The sequence below is a fragment of the uncultured Butyricimonas sp. genome (assembly GCF_959596855.1).
GTDB classification, from domain to species: domain Bacteria; phylum Bacteroidota; class Bacteroidia; order Bacteroidales; family Marinifilaceae; genus Butyricimonas; species Butyricimonas muris.
Genome location: NZ_CAUFYA010000028.1, coordinates 1 through 17,618, shown reverse-complemented (window position 1 = coordinate 17,618; position 17,618 = coordinate 1). Strand labels below are relative to the sequence as shown.

At 42.0% G+C, this 17,618-nt stretch carries 13 protein-coding genes and 1 tRNA gene; 1 reads left to right on the top strand and 13 read right to left on the bottom strand.

The annotated features are described in order from the left end of the window. Positions 1–17: 17 nt before the first annotated feature. The 4 genes from Q5866_RS12560 to Q5866_RS12545 all read right to left on the bottom strand — a co-directional run bounded on the left by Q5866_RS12560 (position 18) and on the right by Q5866_RS12545 (position 3,640). Complete coding sequence (locus tag Q5866_RS12560; protein WP_099292798.1) at positions 18–308, bottom strand: hypothetical protein; 291 nt, start codon at positions 306–308, stop codon at positions 18–20. 247 nt (positions 309–555) lie between these two features. Continuing rightward, positions 556–1,623, bottom strand: coding sequence for a chorismate synthase (gene aroC / locus Q5866_RS12555; RefSeq protein WP_099292800.1), 1,068 nt, complete (start codon positions 1,621–1,623; stop codon positions 556–558). A 165-nt stretch (positions 1,624–1,788) separates the two neighbouring features. Then, positions 1,789–2,334 (bottom strand): peptidylprolyl isomerase, encoded by a 546-nt coding sequence (locus Q5866_RS12550; protein ID WP_099292802.1) that lies wholly within the window; start codon positions 2,332–2,334, stop codon positions 1,789–1,791. Between the two features lie 133 nt (positions 2,335–2,467). Then, positions 2,468–3,640: an OmpA family protein gene (locus tag Q5866_RS12545; protein WP_227214931.1), complete on the bottom strand. Its 1,173-nt coding sequence runs from the start codon at positions 3,638–3,640 to the stop codon at positions 2,468–2,470. A 356-nt stretch (positions 3,641–3,996) separates the two neighbouring features. Here Q5866_RS12545 and Q5866_RS12540 point away from each other — a divergent pair. Beyond that, positions 3,997–4,070 (top strand) — tRNA-Asp (locus Q5866_RS12540). Positions 4,071–4,114: 44 nt separating this feature from the next. Here Q5866_RS12540 and Q5866_RS12535 read toward each other — a convergent pair. From Q5866_RS12535 to Q5866_RS12495, 9 genes are all read right to left on the bottom strand, one after another. Beyond that, positions 4,115–5,485 carry an FAD-dependent oxidoreductase gene (locus Q5866_RS12535; protein WP_186975686.1) on the bottom strand — a complete coding sequence of 457 codons (1,371 nt, stop codon included), beginning with the start codon at positions 5,483–5,485 and terminating at the stop codon, positions 4,115–4,117. Between the two features lie 6 nt (positions 5,486–5,491). Then, a complete protein-coding gene (locus Q5866_RS12530) occupies positions 5,492–6,079 on the bottom strand; it encodes a DUF417 family protein (RefSeq protein WP_186975687.1) in 588 nt (195 codons plus the stop codon). 91 nt (positions 6,080–6,170) lie between these two features. Continuing rightward, positions 6,171–7,007 carry a helix-turn-helix domain-containing protein gene (locus Q5866_RS12525; protein ID WP_186975688.1) on the bottom strand — a complete coding sequence of 279 codons (837 nt, stop codon included), beginning with the start codon at positions 7,005–7,007 and terminating at the stop codon, positions 6,171–6,173. 353 nt (positions 7,008–7,360) lie between these two features. Continuing rightward, positions 7,361–8,476 (bottom strand): TlpA disulfide reductase family protein, encoded by a 1,116-nt coding sequence (locus Q5866_RS12520; RefSeq protein WP_186975689.1) that lies wholly within the window; start codon positions 8,474–8,476, stop codon positions 7,361–7,363. 5 nt (positions 8,477–8,481) lie between these two features. Continuing rightward, a complete protein-coding gene (locus Q5866_RS12515; protein ID WP_303180563.1) occupies positions 8,482–9,588 on the bottom strand; it encodes a TlpA disulfide reductase family protein in 1,107 nt (368 codons plus the stop codon). 73 nt (positions 9,589–9,661) lie between these two features. Beyond that, entirely contained in the window at positions 9,662–10,804 is a 1,143-nt protein-coding gene (locus Q5866_RS12510; protein ID WP_186975691.1) for a hypothetical protein, read from the bottom strand. Between the two features lie 21 nt (positions 10,805–10,825). Further along, positions 10,826–12,376 carry a RagB/SusD family nutrient uptake outer membrane protein gene (locus tag Q5866_RS12505; RefSeq protein WP_186975692.1) on the bottom strand — a complete coding sequence of 517 codons (1,551 nt, stop codon included), beginning with the start codon at positions 12,374–12,376 and terminating at the stop codon, positions 10,826–10,828. Positions 12,377–12,388: 12 nt separating this feature from the next. Further along, positions 12,389–16,030, bottom strand: a complete 3,642-nt coding sequence (locus Q5866_RS12500) for a SusC/RagA family TonB-linked outer membrane protein (RefSeq protein WP_303180560.1) — start codon at positions 16,028–16,030, stop codon at positions 12,389–12,391. 78 nt (positions 16,031–16,108) lie between these two features. Beyond that, positions 16,109–17,266, bottom strand: a complete 1,158-nt coding sequence (locus tag Q5866_RS12495; RefSeq protein WP_186975693.1) for a FecR family protein — start codon at positions 17,264–17,266, stop codon at positions 16,109–16,111. Positions 17,267–17,618 lie beyond the last annotated feature (352 nt).

Genomic DNA, 17,618 nt, shown 5'->3' with positions numbered 1-17,618 from the left:
AAGGTCTTCCCGATTAGTTAAGCATTCTTCTTGATAAGCTCGCTCAAACGAGTAAATTCGCCATCTATCGTTTTCAACAAATCGATAGAAATCCCTTTATAGTATGCTTTCGCTTCTTTCTTGTCGTTAAAAGACTTACGACCGGAAATCTTGCTTCTCACTTCATTTCTATATTCAACCATGTCCTTCACGATATTGACAACCTCAGGGTCATTCTTCTCCGTGGTAGAATTGTAGTTCATACAATCAGCGATTACCGCGAAAGTCAAGTAATCAACATCTTTCTTCAATCTTCTTATACTTGCCATAACAAATGATATTTAATTTCTACAAAAGTAATAAAGATTATATCCAAATCAAACAAACGGACGACTAAAAATTACGTGGCAAAAGTGTCAAAATGCTTTTGCCACGGTTCATAAGGTTTATAAAGTTCATAAAGTAACGAGTGTCCTTCGGACAATATTTATCGGCAGCTTTGCTGCCGTAGACCAAGCGCCCGCAGGGTCTATAAACCTTATGAACTTTATAAACTTTATGAACCTTATAAACTAACTAAAACCGCCCCGCCTCCAGCAACATATCCAGCACCACCATAGCCGCCATGGATTCGACCACCGGAACCGCACGAGGCACAACGCAAGGATCATGCCGCCCGTGAGCGGAAAACCGGATTTCCTCGCCCGAACGGTTCACGGTTTGCTGTTCCTTCCCGATTGTCGCTACCGGTTTGAAAGCTACCCGGAAATAGACGTCCGCCCCGCTGGTGATACCGCCTAATATTCCCCCGGCATGATTGGTCAGCGGTTTAATCTGCCCGTTCTCGGTCACGAACACGTCATTATGCTCGCTTCCCCGCATCGCGGCGGCATGAAAACCTTCCCCGTACTCGAATCCTTTAGCGGCATTTATTCCCATCATGTAATACCCCAGACGAGCTTGAAAACGATCAAACACGGGTTCACCGACTCCCGCCGGAAGTCCCCGGATCACGCAACTCACCACGCCCCCGACGCTATCCCCGTCCGCCTTCACTTCCCGTATTAAAGTTTCCATCTCCCGGGCAATCCGCTCGTCGGGGCAACGTACCACGCTCTCGTCTATCCGGTTCAGTTCCAATTCCGTGTACGGTTTATTCACTTCCACGCTACCGATTCGAGAGGTGTAAGCCTGAATCGAAATACCGCGAGTCCGCAGTACCTGTTTCGCTATGGCACCAGCCACGACACGAGCCACGTGTTCACGGGCAGAAGAACGTCCTCCTCCCCGGTAATCCCGAATCCCGTATTTTGCCTCCACGGTATAGTCCGCGTGAGAAGGGCGATACACCTCTTTCAGCGCCTCGTAATCCCGGCTTCTTTGGTCTTGATTGCGCACGATAAACCCTATCGGCATCCCCGTGCTCTTGCCCTCGAATATGCCGGAGAGAAACTCTACACGGTCCTGCTCCGCCCGTGCCGTTGTCAAATCCGATTGTCCGGGTCTGCGCCTGTCCAGTTCTCGCTGCACTTCCTCCGGCGACAGGATATACCCTGCCGGACAACCGTCAACGATACCTCCCATCGCCTCCCCGTGCGATTCCCCGAATGATGTCAGCGTGTATAACTTCCCGATCGTGTTCATTGAATGCAATTGAAAATTGAAAATTGAAAATTGAAAATGAACGAATCACTGTCAATAATACAATCTCCAAGGGTTAATAAGGGAATCAAATGTATGAAAAAAAATGGAAAATCAAGATCACGTGAATCTTAATTTTCCATTTTCAATTTTCCATTTTCAATTGTATCAGTGGCAGCAACCGTCACTGCAACCTGAACCGCATCCGCCGTCGTCAGAGCCACAACCGTGACACCCGCCGCATTTGTGTGAATGCAAGGCTTCCAGTTCCTCGTCGGTCGCATCTCTTACCGCTAATACTTTACCCTTGAAATATAAATCTTTACCTGCCATCGGGTGGTTGAAGTCCATTTTCACGAAATCATCGCCCACCTCGGCAATCGTACCGTTCAAGTGACGTCCCAGACTATCCTGCATCGGTAACGTGTTACCGGGTTGCAATTCGTCAGCCTCTACCTCGGCAAATATATCTTTAGGCAATTCTACAATCATGTCCTCGTTTACCTCCCCGTACCCGTTAGCCGCCGGAATCTTGAAATCAAAAGAATTTCCGGTATTCAAGTTCAACAGGTTCATCTCGAAATATTCGAGAGTCTGTCCTTGTCCGCAAATAAATTCCAACGGAGTACTTGCATCCGCGATCTCGATTGGTTCTGCATCCGCTGCCGTTCTCAACTCATAGCTCACGGTCACATGCTTATTTTTTGTTATCATTTCTCAGTTATTTAATTATTCAAGTTGCAAAGATACAATTAAAAGCCGAAAGCGGAAAGTTAAAAAACAGGTAAAAAAATATCGGGATGTCAAGACACCCCGATATTTTTGCCCGTTTTTACCCGATACCCTACTAATCCACTATTACAACTCGGTTCATTGCTTTGTCCGAGAAATCGCTGACTCCGCCTTTGCCGACAACCTGAAGTTGGTTTGCATTCACTCCAAATTTCTTGACGAGAATATCGGCAACGTTACGAGCCCGTTTTTCACTCAATGCCTGATTGAATGCAGCCGAACCCGTGGCTTTATCCGCGTAACCAAATACTTTGTATTTCTTGTCCGGAGATTTCTTGATGATCTCGGCGTAAGATTTCAAATTCTCCATTTGACGTTTGTCGATATTTGCTTTATTGATAGCAAAGAATACATACAAAGCGGGGGCTTCCACCTCTTGTTTTACCACGGGGGTCTGTTCTTTCCGGCGAGCTTGTGCCAATTCATCCTCCAATTGTCCTATTCTACTGATAGCATCAGCCAAACGAGATTCAGCCGCAGTCAACATCGCGGGAGAAACACCCGTGTTAACGATTTCCTTTCTTTCTTTTCTGAAGAAACGATCCTTGAATTTATAAGTAAACCCGACGGTCACACTCACGAATCCCTCAGCCCGATGATTATCCACCTGACCATCAAACTCCTGCGGCACCAGATGCCCGTTGATATCCAAGTTAAAATCGAAAGCATCCGAAATACGGAATTTATTATTAATGCCACTCACGAACATAAATTTGGTACTACCGCCTCCCGTGTAAGCGTGCGCCATACCAAAACCGGCCAAAAATACAGTTTCATAAAAACGATCCGTACGATAACCGCCTATCCAGTTGGCTAAATTCACCATACCGTCAACATGTATGTTAAATTGATCCCATTCCTGTTTGTACAACCCGCGATTATCCGGCGCACCTTTGGCATAAATATTATTGGGATCATCCGTTAATCCCTTTAAAGTAAATCCCCCGGCTTGCAATCTCACACCGAAAGTTGGCATGAACCATTTCCCCACGGCTATATTAAACGCCGGAGTGATACGTCTTCCAAAACGGCTATGGTGATCACGTTCCCCAAAGTAAACCTGTCCCCCGGCACCTGCCGAAATAAACCAATTATCCCAGAAGCGATTAGTAACGAATCCTCGCCATGAACCGGCTTCTTCTTCTACTATAACAGTCTCTTTCACTTGTTGTGCTGAAGCGATTAAAGGCAAAACCACTACCAGCAGCATAAAAAATGTCTTTTTCATACTCTCTACATTATTTATAATTTTGTCGATTATTTGCTAATATATAGCTTGTTTATCATACCTCAAAATACGGTAACTCCTGTAAAAACGTTACACAAAACACAAATAAAAATTGTGTTAAAGTATATTTTAACATATTCATGCCCTTTACCTCCTAAAGCCAAAAACAAAAATAAACAATCCAACAACTTATTAATCATATAATAACACATGATATTCCCACACGAATCCTGAAAACTTCACGAGTCACACGATCTTCATTTTTTTTCTACTCACCATTGCAGAATCAAAAACATGCATTATATTTGCAACCGCAAAAGAAAATAACAGAGGTTGTTTTCACGCATTCAAAATTAGGTCTGGTAGTTCAGCTGGTTAGAATACATGCCTGTCACGCATGGGGTCGCGGGTTCGAGTCCCGTCCAGACCGCAAAAAAACTTCGGAAATTAATTCCGAAGTTTTTTTATGCCTTTTCACGAAAGTAACTGATTCATCGACTCGCTCATACTGGGGTGAGTGTAAATGAAATCCCGCAAAAACGTGTAATCCAAATCCGCTTTCATCGCCAAAGCGACCAGATTAATCACTTCGCTTGCTTCCGGACCGAATAAAGTACACCCAAGAATTTTATTGGTTTTCTTGTCAATAATGACTTTGAATAAACCGTTGGTTTCTCCTAATATTTTCACTCTCGGGATAGCTGCCACGGGTAATTTCTTAATGATAATGTCAAGGTTTTGTTTACGGGCATCGTCTTCATTTATCCCGATACGAGCCAAGGGCGGATCAATGAACACGGAATAGCTCACTGGCAAACGGTCATTTTGGTCACGCTCCTTGTTACCGAATAGATCCTCTCGGATAATTCGATAGTCATCCAATGATATGTACGTGAATTGTAATCCGCCTTTCACGTCACCAATGGCACGGATAGCAGGTTGTGTAGTCCGTAAATGTTCATCTACAATAATAGCGCCCCGATCATCAATCTTTACCCCGGCTGCCTCTAAATTAAGCCCTGTCGTGTAAGGTCTGCGCCCCGTGGCCAATAATACCGCATCAGCCTCCAGACTAAACGCCACATTCGCTCGCGTATCCATGAATTTAACCGATGCTTTATTCCCCGTGTTCACGATAGACTGCACCTTCGCACCCACGCGGAATACAATCCCTTTCTTCTCCAAGGCTTTTTTCACTTCTTCCGCGATATCCCTGTCTTCACGAGGTATAAGTTCGGGAAAGCCTTCCAGCACAGTTACCCGTGAACCGAAGGACGCGTAGATCGATGCAAATTCCAACCCGACGTACCCGCCACCGACGATAACCAACTCGCGGGGGAGCCCGGTAACTTCCATTATCGAGGTACTGGTATACACGAACGGGTTGTTCTCGATTCCTTCTATCGCCGGAATAACTGTTTCCGCCCCGGTATTGATAAATATATGCTTTGATTTCAATTCCATTCTTTCATTTTTCATCTGCACGGCAACAACCTCGGGTGATACAAATGATCCCGTTCCGGTATACACGGTGATATTCGGATCATCCGCCAAGTTATGGAAATTTTTATTTCTAAGAGTACCGGTAACATCTTCCTTTATCGCGATTGCTTGTCGATAAAATTCTGCTTTTTCCTCGAAAGACGAGTCCTTTAACCGGGTAGCGAATTTCGCTTGATATACTAATGCCTTCGTGGGAATGCATCCGATATTGATACATGTACCTCCATACATTTTATCCGAACGTTCGATCATGGCAACAGTCCATCCTCGTTTTGCCAGATCAGCGGCAAGCGTCTTTCCGCCTTTGCCGAAGCCGATAATAATCGCATCAAATTCTTTCATAACCTTCTATTTTAATTGATTCAAAACTCTTTTCGCGCTATCAGAGAGCACGACAAGCGCTCCCGCCAAAATAGCCGTATCTTTTATAACCAGTCGTCCCGCCCCCGTCAACAACGGGAAACCGTGTTCACCGCTTCCCAAATCGGGAACCCATACTTCGGGAGTAGTCACGAGAAACGAGAGAGTACCTAACGTCATGATAATAGCCAGCACGGCACCTATCAAACCAATCTTGGAAGAGAAAATACCCAAGAAGGTCAAGATGCCGATAGCCATAATCAAAATTCCCAACCCGCGAGAAAAACCGTACGTGTTGTTTGCCACGTGCCATTGATGTTTTACCTCGTTGTACTCTCCCTCTTTCAACTTATAATCTTTATATTCCGGGGTGCTCTTCGTGTAAAAGAAACTCATAAAAGGACTATTAGCCACGAAAGGCACTATTCCCTCCGCCTCATAATTCCAGAATTTCAGTCCGCCAATCCACATGAAAATCACAAGAATAGCTACCCGTATCAGGTTAATACCTAATTTCTGACTTGAAGCAGCAACACGCGAAAACGTAACAAACAAAGAAGATAATTTCGCCATCATTTTAATCTAAATTTAAGGGTTATACGTATGACACAAAATTCGTTCGTTTTTCCCTTTCAAAAAATGGCGATTTTTCCGTATTAGTTGGCGATTATTCCTGTTTTTTCCTTTTCCGGTACTCGGATATGCTTTCTTGAGTCATTTTCTTGAAAAAGCGACTGAAAGCAGCCAAATCTTCAAATCCCAGAATATTACCGATCTCTTTCGCGCTTTTACTCGTGTAGAGCAATAGCCGTTTTGCCTCCGCCTCCACACGTTCATGGATTACCCGCAAAGGAGGCGGGAACCCGTATTCCGAAAACAAATTGGACAATGTCTTCGGGGTTCGGCACAGCATATCGGCATAATCCTGTACTTGCTTTTTCTCTTTAAAGTGTTTATCCACCAACACGTAATACTGTCGCACGATATCGAATCTCTTTTCCTTTTTCCGATCCACGAAAAACTTCTCTCTGGCGATACGCGTACAAGTGATAATGAAACGTTTCAATATAATCCGTAACATCTCCTCCTGTAAGTCATCCTGCACGCCACATTCATTCATGAATATACCCGAAATATCCTTCAGCATGATAACTTGCTTCGGTGTCAACTTCAATTTCAAGACATTGGAAGAACCGTTAAACAAGAACCCGTTACACGACACTTCACTATCATGCCCGAATATGCAATAAAAATTGCTGTTAAAGAGTAAACTCAAGTATTCCCCGTCCACCTCCTTCACCTCGATATGATGCAAAGGCGTCAGCGATATGAGTTCATTCTCGTCGATTCGCACCGCAACATGATCTATTTCTATCACCAACGACCCTTTCTGCACCCATATCAACTTGTACAGGCTCTTGTTTCGCTTTAAAGATTCATTCTCGTGAAAATTGGAAGTCATAGCGACATTCCCGTTCAATCGTGTATTAAGACAATATTCCATCCCGATCCTATTTTGAAACAAAAATACAGAATAAAATCATTTATTTGTACATACCCCACCACATTCCGGGGAAATCAACCGGAGAAAAAGCGTAAATCAAGGATTACCACGCGATACTAGATACAACCGACACGAATACTCCCACGAGAATTACATGGATATGAACTACATTTTCAAGGAAAAGAAAGAAAGCAGTTGGCGAGGTGTATGTCTATGGAATAAAATGTGTGCACTGATAAACGCAACCAACCGCTTTCAAAACACTCAAAAAAGGCTATTACAGCCGTTTTATAAAAAAATACTACGATTATTCTTATTATCAAAATAATTGCAAATTGAAAATGGCAAAAGTATCATTTACCCAAAATATCCAAAAGAGCGCTCCTTATTTCCGGTAGTTGATTTGCACCGCTGGCACGCGAAATAATTCGATTATGTTCGTCCACCAATACCATGTAAGGAACACCCCAAAAAGCATAGGCTTTCATGAGAGGAATATCCATCGTTTCATTACCTTTAAAATCACATCCATGTACCCATGGCATGGCTTCTTCTTCAAGGGCTTTCAGCCAATAATCTCTCTTTTTATCCATAGATATACTCACTATCTCTAATCCTTTATCATGAAACTCCTTGTAAATTTCCTTTAACTCCGGAACCATAGCCCGACAAGGACTACACCATGATGCCCAGAAGTCAATCAATTTGACTTTAGCTTTTACCGAATAAAAATTAAACTTCTCTCCCTTCGGGTCAAATACAGTGAAATCCGGCGCTTTCTTCCCGATTCCCGCTTTTTCCTGTTTGGCAATCCAATCGGATATATTTCTACCGGCAAAACTCTTTTGCAATTCCGGGCTGAATTTACTGTATTCATCTTTCAATTCTTCCAACTCCTTTTTTTGTGCTCCCGCTGCCAAGAAATCAAGTGCCAGATAACTATCCGCGTGCTTTTTCATAAAAGTTTCCCGGTCTGATCTTATTTTCTGGTTTATAGAATCAAATTTTAACGACAACTCCTGAAAACGAGCATCTCCCGGTTTCAATGATACAAATTCATCCCGATATTTTTCTGTTTGTTCACGACCTTTTATCTCTATATCCCGATACTCGTTGGATAGTCTTTGCGCTTCACCACCACCTTTTATAGCACTGAAATATATATAATCAGGATCGATCTCAATTTGATAATCTTCATTCTCCAAATAAACGGGAACACCTCCCATTGACTGATTGGATAAAAACAACAAGGCAGGTAAAATCTCGTGAACCTTTCCCTTGAACTCGAAAACCCCATCCGTAACTTCTGCCCGACCAATCGTATCCGCAACATAATTCGAAAAAGTGATCAAATAAGCTGTCGCTTTCTTCGTCCCGGAAGCTTTACCTGTTATTTTATATCCATCCGTTGTAGCTTTCGCAACAAAACATATTCCGATAAATGTTATCATTACCAATAATTTTCTCATAATTTCTATTGTTTCAAATTCAAATATTCAGGGAGCATTTCTTTCAACTGTTCACTACTAATATTTCGGGCAAGGACTTTATTATTTTCGTCCAAGAGTAGATTCGACGGCAACGTCCAAATCCCGTAAATCTCGTTCAACGGGGACTTCGAACCTTTCAAATCAGACACCTGCACCCAAGGTGCTCCATCCTCCTTTATAGCTTTCACCCATGCTTCCCTGTCTTTATCAAGGGAAAGAGCCAGAATTTCAAATCCTTGCAACTTGTATTCGTTATAAATCGAAATAAATTTTCGAATCTCTTCCCGACATTTTCCACAGTTAGATGACCAGAAATCCAACAATTTCACTTTTCCCTTTGTCCCATATAGTGACACGTCATCCCCATCCGGCGTCTTCGCCGTAAAATCAGGTGCAGTCGCACCTATAGCAATTTTGGCTAAACGTGGTAATAGTGAACTGATATATTGTCCCGGTTCCGTCTTTTTCAATTCCTCGCTACATAAATCAAAATCTTTCTTTACGCTCGCAACATCCATCCCCAAGGCTCTCGTCGCCAATTTGAACAACGCGAAAAAAGAATTACCATGCTGTTTCAAATAAGCGACCTGTTCTTTTTCAAACGCATCCCGCATCTTGCCCATTCTCTCTTCAAATTCACGCTTTTTCTCTTCATTATTCTCTTGAAGTGCTTTGATCATGTCTGGAGAGAATTTATGATATTCTTCTGTCATTCGGGTACTTATATCTACGTATCCTTGGTATATTTTCTGTTCTTGTCCGCCCCCGGTAACAACCGGCACTTCTCTCGATGCCATATGAATATCATACTTGGCATCATTTTCAAGAAAAACGATAGCCCCCATCATTCCCTCCATAACCACGTATCCGGCTGTCGGTTCTTGTACTTTTCCCTTTATCACAAATTTTCCGTCCTTTACCGTTCCTATCGCCAAAGTATCCCAATTCTCTTTCGTGAATTTTTGTTTCAGTATAAACACTTTCCCGACCTCGATTCCCTCTACCGTACCGTTAATCGTGTATCCTCCAGAGGCTCTGCATCCATGCAAAATCCCTCCGATAAGAATTATTAAAAATAAAATTCGTCGCATACCTGTTTTGTTTATTTATTAAATTTACATGAGGCTGTCAGATTCACTTCCGACAGCCCCATTCTTCTTAACACTATTCGCCGTCTAAAATATCCGCGTACTTGGGCAAATCAACATTATAAGTGTCTTTCATGTATTTTACAACCAAATCATATTTATCATTGATAATTTGATTACCTGCTTGTTCAAGGGGATCTTCCGCATCAAGGGGAAAATCTTCACGTATCTGTGTTTCCGGGTAAGTCATAGCCAAACGAACCATATTCATGAAATCCAGTAAAACTCTTTCTTTAACAGTTTCCGCAACAGGTCCGGGATTGCGATCGTCCTCGAAAGATCCATAGGGAGTTTCTATTATTTTCACGATCCATGGCATCCACGTGGGAGCCCCATACGTCTTTGACCAACCAACAACAGTCACCGGTTTAAAATCTTCTCCTATTTCCGGGGCAAACCCTCGTCTTTGAAAAGCATTCTCCGGATCTTTTTCATTCGGGTGCACCATAACATCCTCCGTGTAGTAAGAGTCAGGAGCCCACGGATTATCTATTTTAAATTGCTCCAAAGAGTAATAGCGAATACCGATTCTCGATTCATAGTCAGACATTACAGCAAATTCATCCGGTATTTCATACTCACCGCTCGAAAAACGTACTTTCAAACCCGGGTAACTAAAAGAACAAGCCACATTATGAATAATCTCGGAAGTTAAGCCCGCCTCCAATTCCTCGCCGGTAAAACTGAGGCTCCAATAATCTAACCCGTCTTTTTTAAACTGGATATGCTTTTTCCCGTATGTTTGCGATCGCGGATTACCATCGTTTAAATCATTTACCAGATATAAATAAAAAGGCAATTGTTTTCTATCCGAATCTTTATTTTTATCCAAACTTCCCAACAACCACGTTTTTACAAGTTCCAGATAAACCTGAACATCTTCATCACTCGGCGTCTTGCAAACATAGATCGGATCATAATAAATAGGACTTGTCCACATCTTGTTCAGATGAGTACTATCAACATCCTTGTATATAATATACATACCCCAATCCTTGGCTATTTGCTCGATTTCTTTATCCCACGGGTTATCTCCCTGTGGAAAATCGAACTGTTGTAAATCAAACTTCTCCACGAATCCGATGTTGTCATCATCTCCGCACGATGCCAATCCCAGTAGAGATAGCAATAATATCCAATATATTTGCGTTTTCAACATAACAATACAATTTAAATTACACTATTTTCTAGGTTCATTCTGTACCATAGCGGGATTATGTTCAAATGCCTCTTCAGGTATCTGTAAAGTAAAACCGGGATCATTCTTCTCTAACACGTACTCCGTCGAATTTCCCGTTTTATCGTACCAAACGTGTTTCAATTCATTCATCCCGTAACGCCGTAAATCAAACCAACGATGATTCTCGAAACACAACTCACGGCGACGCTCATCCCGAACAAAAGAGATTAATTTATCCGGATCGGTTATCGAACAATCCCGAAAAGCACCTGCAACAATCCTCTTCAATCTTAATTGATCCACAAGCTCCCCGGCTCTCGTTAAATATTCCCCTTTTCCGGTTTCTTTATACAAACATGCCGCTGCTTCCGCCGCATTCAAATACGCCTCTGTCACTTTAAAGGCAATCCCCCAGTTCCCGGCACTCCATCCCCAACTCATCCCATAATTTGATCCGACCTCATATTTACTTATCGGTCTATAATAGTGAGGAGTTTCCTCTCGTCCCACTTGCTCCCATATTAAATAATGCTTTTTTCGCAAATCTATCGATTCATATGCATTAACCAGACTATCGGATACAACAGAAAGATTATAAGTGTAGTAAGTCGGTCTGCCGGATTCGCTATATTCCGTGTACTGAACCGTTGTCATAGGCAATGCCAACACATCACCCTGATTACCAAACAAAAACATCACCTCCGGATTTTCCCAAGTATAATAATTCATATAGGACGGATCGTTATACCGTTCGGGCAATGGCAAAGAGTTTAAATCCATTATCTCGTAATTATAGTCTTTAATCACCTTCTCCCCGTAAGCTAATGCCTGTTCCCAATTCTCCATGTATAAATACACACGGGACAAAATCAACTGTATACAAGGCAGATTAATTCTATTATTATGAAGGTTCTGTTCATCCTCCGGCAGGGTTTTGTATAAACGTTCTGCTTCCTGCAAGTCTTTCACTATTCGCGTGTACACTTCCTCCACCGTATTCCGGGGCATCCCTCCCGTTGACAATTTCGAGTTCAATTTCAAAGGCACTCCCAAGGCATTTTTGTTAAAAGAGTAAGGTTGACCGTACAAGTTCACCAGATGAAAATAAAAATACCCCCGGAATGCTAACGCTTGTCCCATCACTCTATTTTTTTCAATCTCCGTTCCTTGCACATCATCAATATAATCCAACACGGAATTACATCCCACGATTTTTTTATAGACTTCCCCGTAAATATTATAATTACTAAAGTTATCCTTCATATCTTTTGCCCACGTGTAAGTCAAGCGTATATTGTTCAATCCCGCTTCCTCATTGTTCGCGTTCCACTCTTTCCGAATGGCAACATCATCATCAAACAATCCTAATACACTATAAAATGCCCCATCTCCTATCCCGGGTCCCATGTAAACTTCTCCCAACAGTAATTCGTCCAAAGACTTCACCAGTTTAGGTACATATTCCGTTTGTGATTTCGGCTCAAGAAAATCATGACAAGAAGTCAAAACCGACACAATAAGCCAAAAACCATATTTCAATATTCTATTCATAAGATTTCATTTTTAAAAACCGATATTTACACCAAAAGAATAAGTTTTAGGCTGAACACTATCACCTAATTCCGGATCAAACCCGTCAAACTTTTTATCAGCGATAACAAATACATTATTTATGATCGTGTTCAGTGACAAACTCTTTATACCTACCTTTGCGCACCACACGGAGTTGACATTCCACGTTAAAGACATCTGTTGACAACGCAAAAAAGAGGCACTTACCCCCCTCAAATCCGACCTACCCCACATTTCATAATAATTATGAGATATCCCATCCTGAAGATTTATATAATTAGCAATCCGTCCCGAGTAAACACCGGGTATATCCGTGTATTTCTCATCTCCGGACTTTTTCCAACGTTTGATTAAGTCTTTACTCAAATTCACGTCCGAAAGAGGTATATTACCATTGGACGGATATGGATTGGGCAATCTTTTCTTCGCTCCCAATAACAAGGAGAAATTTGCCCCGAATGTCAAACCTTTCCATCTCAATCTGGTCGTTAAACCTCCCGTGAAATCCGGCTCTGTCTTTCCCGAATACACGAGTATATCCGTTAATTCTGAGATTTCTCTCAATACAAGGTTTCCGTTTTCCGACCTCACGAAATTACCGTTTTCATCTTCCTCGAAAATCAAATTAAATTCCGGAGAACCATTGTCGGGATTTATTCCCTTGTAACTATAAGACCAGAAACTGGACAGCGCATATCCCTTTTTCAACACCTTATCCGTGGCACCACTCAAATAATCATCCAATCGTATTTCACTTATAGACTGTGTTTTCGCCGTATTCCAGTTTTTTGAAGAATTTAACCCGATCGTCCATCCCCAATCTTTAGAACGAATAGGAGTTATGCTTAACGTGTACTCCACCCCGGAATTTGTGATCCGTCCACCGTTAATTTCCATTCCATCACGTCCGTATTCCAGAGCGATAGCTTGATTCACTATATTATTGGACGACTTCGTGTAATATTCCAGATTCATGGTAATCCATTGCAACAACTGAATATCCACGCCAAAATTCCATGATTTCGTGCGCTCCCAACTCAAATCCGGATTCGGTAAACGGGATATCTTGGACATGTATTCGCCATAATATTGCTTTATCATATCTCTTCTTAAAATAAGTTCCGGACTAATGGAATTCACTGCGTTTCCTTGAATCCCGTAAGAGGCTCGCAAATTAAATTGATTCAATATACTTGAAAAATTCTGCAACCAAGGCTCTTGGGCAATATTCCATGAAAGACCGAATGAATAAGTCGGATCAAAACGTTTGTTCTGGTCTTGCCCGAAACGGTCAGAAGCGTCATTACGCATACTGGCATTCAAAACGTACCGATTCTTATAAGAATAAGCCAAAGTAGCGAATATCGAAAACTGATTGGAAACCACAGAATTACGCGCCCAACCTTGTCCGTTAAAAAGCTTGTCCAAAATACCCCAATTATAAACGGCTCCACCTTGTCCGAGAGGCACAATATCCTTAATTGGTGTCGGTTGCACAACTTGCTCTCCTCTCTCCGCGACATAACCAAATATCGTTTGCGACCGTTCTTGAGTTCGAGTTGATATCACCTCCGTACCCAATAATACGTTTATCCGGTGATCTTCCTGTATTGTTTTCGAGAAAGATACCTTATTTTGAATATTCCAACTAAATATATCACTTACTCCATTCAACAATTCCCCGCCAAATGGTAACATCGCCGCTTTATACTTATCCGAACCGTACATTTCAGATTCATAATCATAGCCTCGATAGTTCTTTGCGACATAATACGTTTGCTCTCCGGCATAAGACTCTCTGGTTCCGGTACTATTACTCACCCCCCCGACAAATTCATATTTTAACCACGGTAACACTTCCCACGAGAAATTTAAAGAACCGTCTAAACGGGATGTCTTATTTCTTGAATAACTATGATCTATTTCATTCAAAATATTATAGCCTAAATAGTGTTCGTCCGAGTTATATCGATATCCTCCGCGTTTCTGCTGGTAGTAACGATCACCATTATCATCATAAGCCAATACCGAACGACTTGTTTCCGTCGCGTATTTCATCGGGCTTACTTCCGCCGCGTACCCCCACGTTTTATTAATTGAACCTATCAAATTCACATCCACGTGAACTTTAGGATGTAATTGTGCCCCGACATTCACTCTCCCGCTTAAATTCTTTGCATCATTATTCAATTCTATTCCGGCTTGATCGCTGTATCCCAAGGAAGCGTTATAAGTAACTTTCGTACTTCCACCCGAAATACTCAAATTATGATTGTGACTGAAAGAATTTCGAGTCAACAATTCAAACCAATTTGTATTCGTTTTCTCTAATTTTAATATTGCTTCTTCGGCTTCATCTTTAGTTATTCTTCTGTCATAGAACAAACGCATAATTCCCTCGTAGGTAGCCATAGAACCAATAGGTGTCGATGAGTAAATCGCACCCTCGTCAAACGCTTCCCGGCTAAACTGGATTCGTTCCTTGGAATTCATCAAATTGAACAAACCGTAATTCGGACGGGCTCTAAAAGAAAAAGTACCACTATAATTCACGGTCATACGGTCTTGTTGCCCCCGTTTCGTCGTTATCACGATAACCCCGTTTGCCGCCTTTGAACCATAAATCGCTGTTGCAGAAGCATCCTTCAACACCGTGATCGTTTCAATATCCGCCGGATTCAACCATGATATTTGATTCCCCAGAATATTTTTCAAATCATCCACCATCACGTCACTCCGGTCTATGGGAAGCGGGTCCGGCTGAATAATCCCATCGACTACCCACAACGGGTCTTGATTACCTAAAATAGTTGAAGTTCCCCGAACCCGAATCTTCGGACTCGTCCCCACGCGGGAACTCGTGTTCATCACCATCATTCCGGCAACACGCCCCTGCAACATCTGATCGATTGAAGTATAGGCTGGCATCATGATATCCGAAGCCTTTATTGTAGTGACAGAACCCACGACATCACTTTTCCGCATCGTCTGATACCCGGTCACGACCACCTCTTCCATTTGCGCCACGTCTTCCTCCATGACCACGTTTATAATATTTTTCCCCTTACAAGGAACTTCTTGTGTTTTCATTCCCACGAAAGAAAACACCAACACGGCATCATCACGCTTCGGGATATAAAAAAAGTAATACCCTCTTTGGTCAGTCGTGATTCCCATGGTCGTTCCTTTCAACATAACCGTTACTCCCGGCAGTGCAATGCTATCCTTACCGATCACCCTTCCCCGAATTTGCTGCATATCCTCCGGCCCCCGAATTTCACGCGTACGACTGATAATAATATGTTTGTCCCGAATCTCGTATTTCAAATCGGTTCCCTTCAAACAATAATCCAGAATTTCCTGAATCGTGGCATTTTCAAATTTATAATCTTTCAACCCGATCCGTTGAAGTTCTTGGGTATTGTACACGAAAGAATAATCACTATTCTTCTCGATGTGAAGGTAAACCGTACTCACCGGCACATGTTTAAATTCAAACGTGAACCTTTTTTCTTGCGAGAATCCTCGCGAAGGCATACATAATAAAGTCATCAGCAACAAGACATTCAAGAGCCTCATCAGATGTTTCAATTTTTCTCGCGGGCATTTACCCGCATTCTCCGTTTTTTTCATAAATTTGCGTATTAATTGTACGTTAATTAATAATTACTTACGGGGAATTTGGGTGGTGCCTGTTCCCCGAAGTTTTTCTTACCAAGCGCTTCTTACCGTAATAGCTCTTCCCTTTTGGGTAAATTGTATATTACCTGTCCGGGATAAAATATCCAGAATAACGCTTATATCATCATATTTTTTCAGTCTTGCAGTTAGTCTTTCATTACCGGCATCCGGGTTGAGGAAGAAACAATCGAAATCATACCATTTAGACAACTCGCTCATAATTTCGCTCAATGTCGCCTCGTTAAATATAAAATACCCGTCTTTCCATGAAGTAAAATAAATAGTTTCCACGTCCAATACCCGAGAATCCTCCTTGCCGATATTCACTTGTTGCCCCGGACGTATCAGATAAGCATTGCCCCGCTGATCTTCGACAGAAACGCTCCCTTGCACCAAAGTAGTCAGATTTGCCTCACCCGCGTAATCCCTTACGCAGAACTCCGTCCCCAAAACAGTCACAGCAGAGCGGGAAGTCTCCACGACAAAAGGCACATCCTCGTCACGAGTCACGTCAAAATAAGCCTCTCCCGTTAACTCCACTCTTCGCTCTTTTCCAATGAATTTCACGGGATAACGTAATTTTGTCCCGGCATTTAACCACACTTTTGTCCCGTCGGACAACACCAATTGAAATTCCGCCCCCCGCGGTGTTTCCATTATATTGTATTCAACCTCCGCGGGTGCAATGGAATCCGCCATCTCGTAAAAGACTTCCCCGTTTTCCTGTATCCGGATATTCATTGCTTTTCCCCTCAACAATGTATCCTGACTTTCCAAAGCCACTTTTTCACCCGTACCCAAAGTTAAAAATGCCCGACTCTTCCCCACGGATATAGATTGTTGCCGAGTGACAATACCCTGTTTCTCCGGTATTCCTACCCAATATGCCATAATGCCACCGATAGCAACAACCACTGCAACAGAAGCCGCTACAGCAACATATCGCCAATAGCCGCGTTTGGATTTTCTTACTCTTGCACGCACCTTTCCAAACGCATCTTCCACTTCCAACATACTCGGACTACTCAGCCTTTGTTCAAATGCCACCTCATCCAATAATGAAATAAACAAGCGTTTATTAGCCTCCGATTCATTTATCCAATCATCTAACACGCTTATCTGTCGAGGAGTCGCCTCATTCTTGATAAAAGCAACTATTATATCTGCAATCTCAAAATTCTTATCCATTTCTTATCTCTCTTTATAATACAAACACATCAAGAGATAAAAAGTGGTAAAAGAAACTCAAAAAATTCATAGATTATAGCGATACATCACTCCAATAGATCGGATTTCTAAAAAAATAAAATAAGCTAGAAACCATACAGATAATATATAAAAACGTTCATTTAATAAAATTCAAAATTAGTGTTTTTTTATTTCTAAACAAGTGTATGAATGTATTTTCGATCTATTTCATAATCAAAGTCTTTCATTTACTTGATATCAAAATTCAACTAATGATTTTCAAGCACGAAAAGAGTATTATTAAATGAACATTTATTCATATTACACTTCAGAGGTGGATTAAACTGATAAT

Coding starts and splice junctions, on each gene's coding strand:
- aroC (WP_099292800.1), bottom strand. CDS start 1,623: ATGAACACGATCGGGAAGTTATACACGCTGACATCATTCGGGGAATCG.
- Q5866_RS12505 (WP_186975692.1), bottom strand. CDS start 12,376: ATGAATAGAATATTGAAATATGGTTTTTGGCTTATTGTGTCGGTTTTG.
- Q5866_RS12525 (WP_186975688.1), bottom strand. CDS start 7,007: ATGGAATATTGTCTTAATACACGATTGAACGGGAATGTCGCTATGACT.
- Q5866_RS12510 (WP_186975691.1), bottom strand. CDS start 10,804: ATGTTGAAAACGCAAATATATTGGATATTATTGCTATCTCTACTGGGA.
- Q5866_RS12545 (WP_227214931.1), bottom strand. CDS start 3,640: ATGAAAAAGACATTTTTTATGCTGCTGGTAGTGGTTTTGCCTTTAATC.
- Q5866_RS12515 (WP_303180563.1), bottom strand. CDS start 9,588: ATGCGACGAATTTTATTTTTAATAATTCTTATCGGAGGGATTTTGCAT.
- Q5866_RS12530 (WP_186975687.1), bottom strand. CDS start 6,079: ATGATGGCGAAATTATCTTCTTTGTTTGTTACGTTTTCGCGTGTTGCT.
- Q5866_RS12560 (WP_099292798.1), bottom strand. CDS start 308: ATGGCAAGTATAAGAAGATTGAAGAAAGATGTTGATTACTTGACTTTC.
- Q5866_RS12495 (WP_186975693.1), bottom strand. CDS start 17,266: ATGGATAAGAATTTTGAGATTGCAGATATAATAGTTGCTTTTATCAAG.
- Q5866_RS12535 (WP_186975686.1), bottom strand. CDS start 5,485: ATGAAAGAATTTGATGCGATTATTATCGGCTTCGGCAAAGGCGGAAAG.
- Q5866_RS12520 (WP_186975689.1), bottom strand. CDS start 8,476: ATGAGAAAATTATTGGTAATGATAACATTTATCGGAATATGTTTTGTT.
- Q5866_RS12500 (WP_303180560.1), bottom strand. CDS start 16,030: ATGAAAAAAACGGAGAATGCGGGTAAATGCCCGCGAGAAAAATTGAAA.
- Q5866_RS12550 (WP_099292802.1), bottom strand. CDS start 2,334: ATGATAACAAAAAATAAGCATGTGACCGTGAGCTATGAGTTGAGAACG.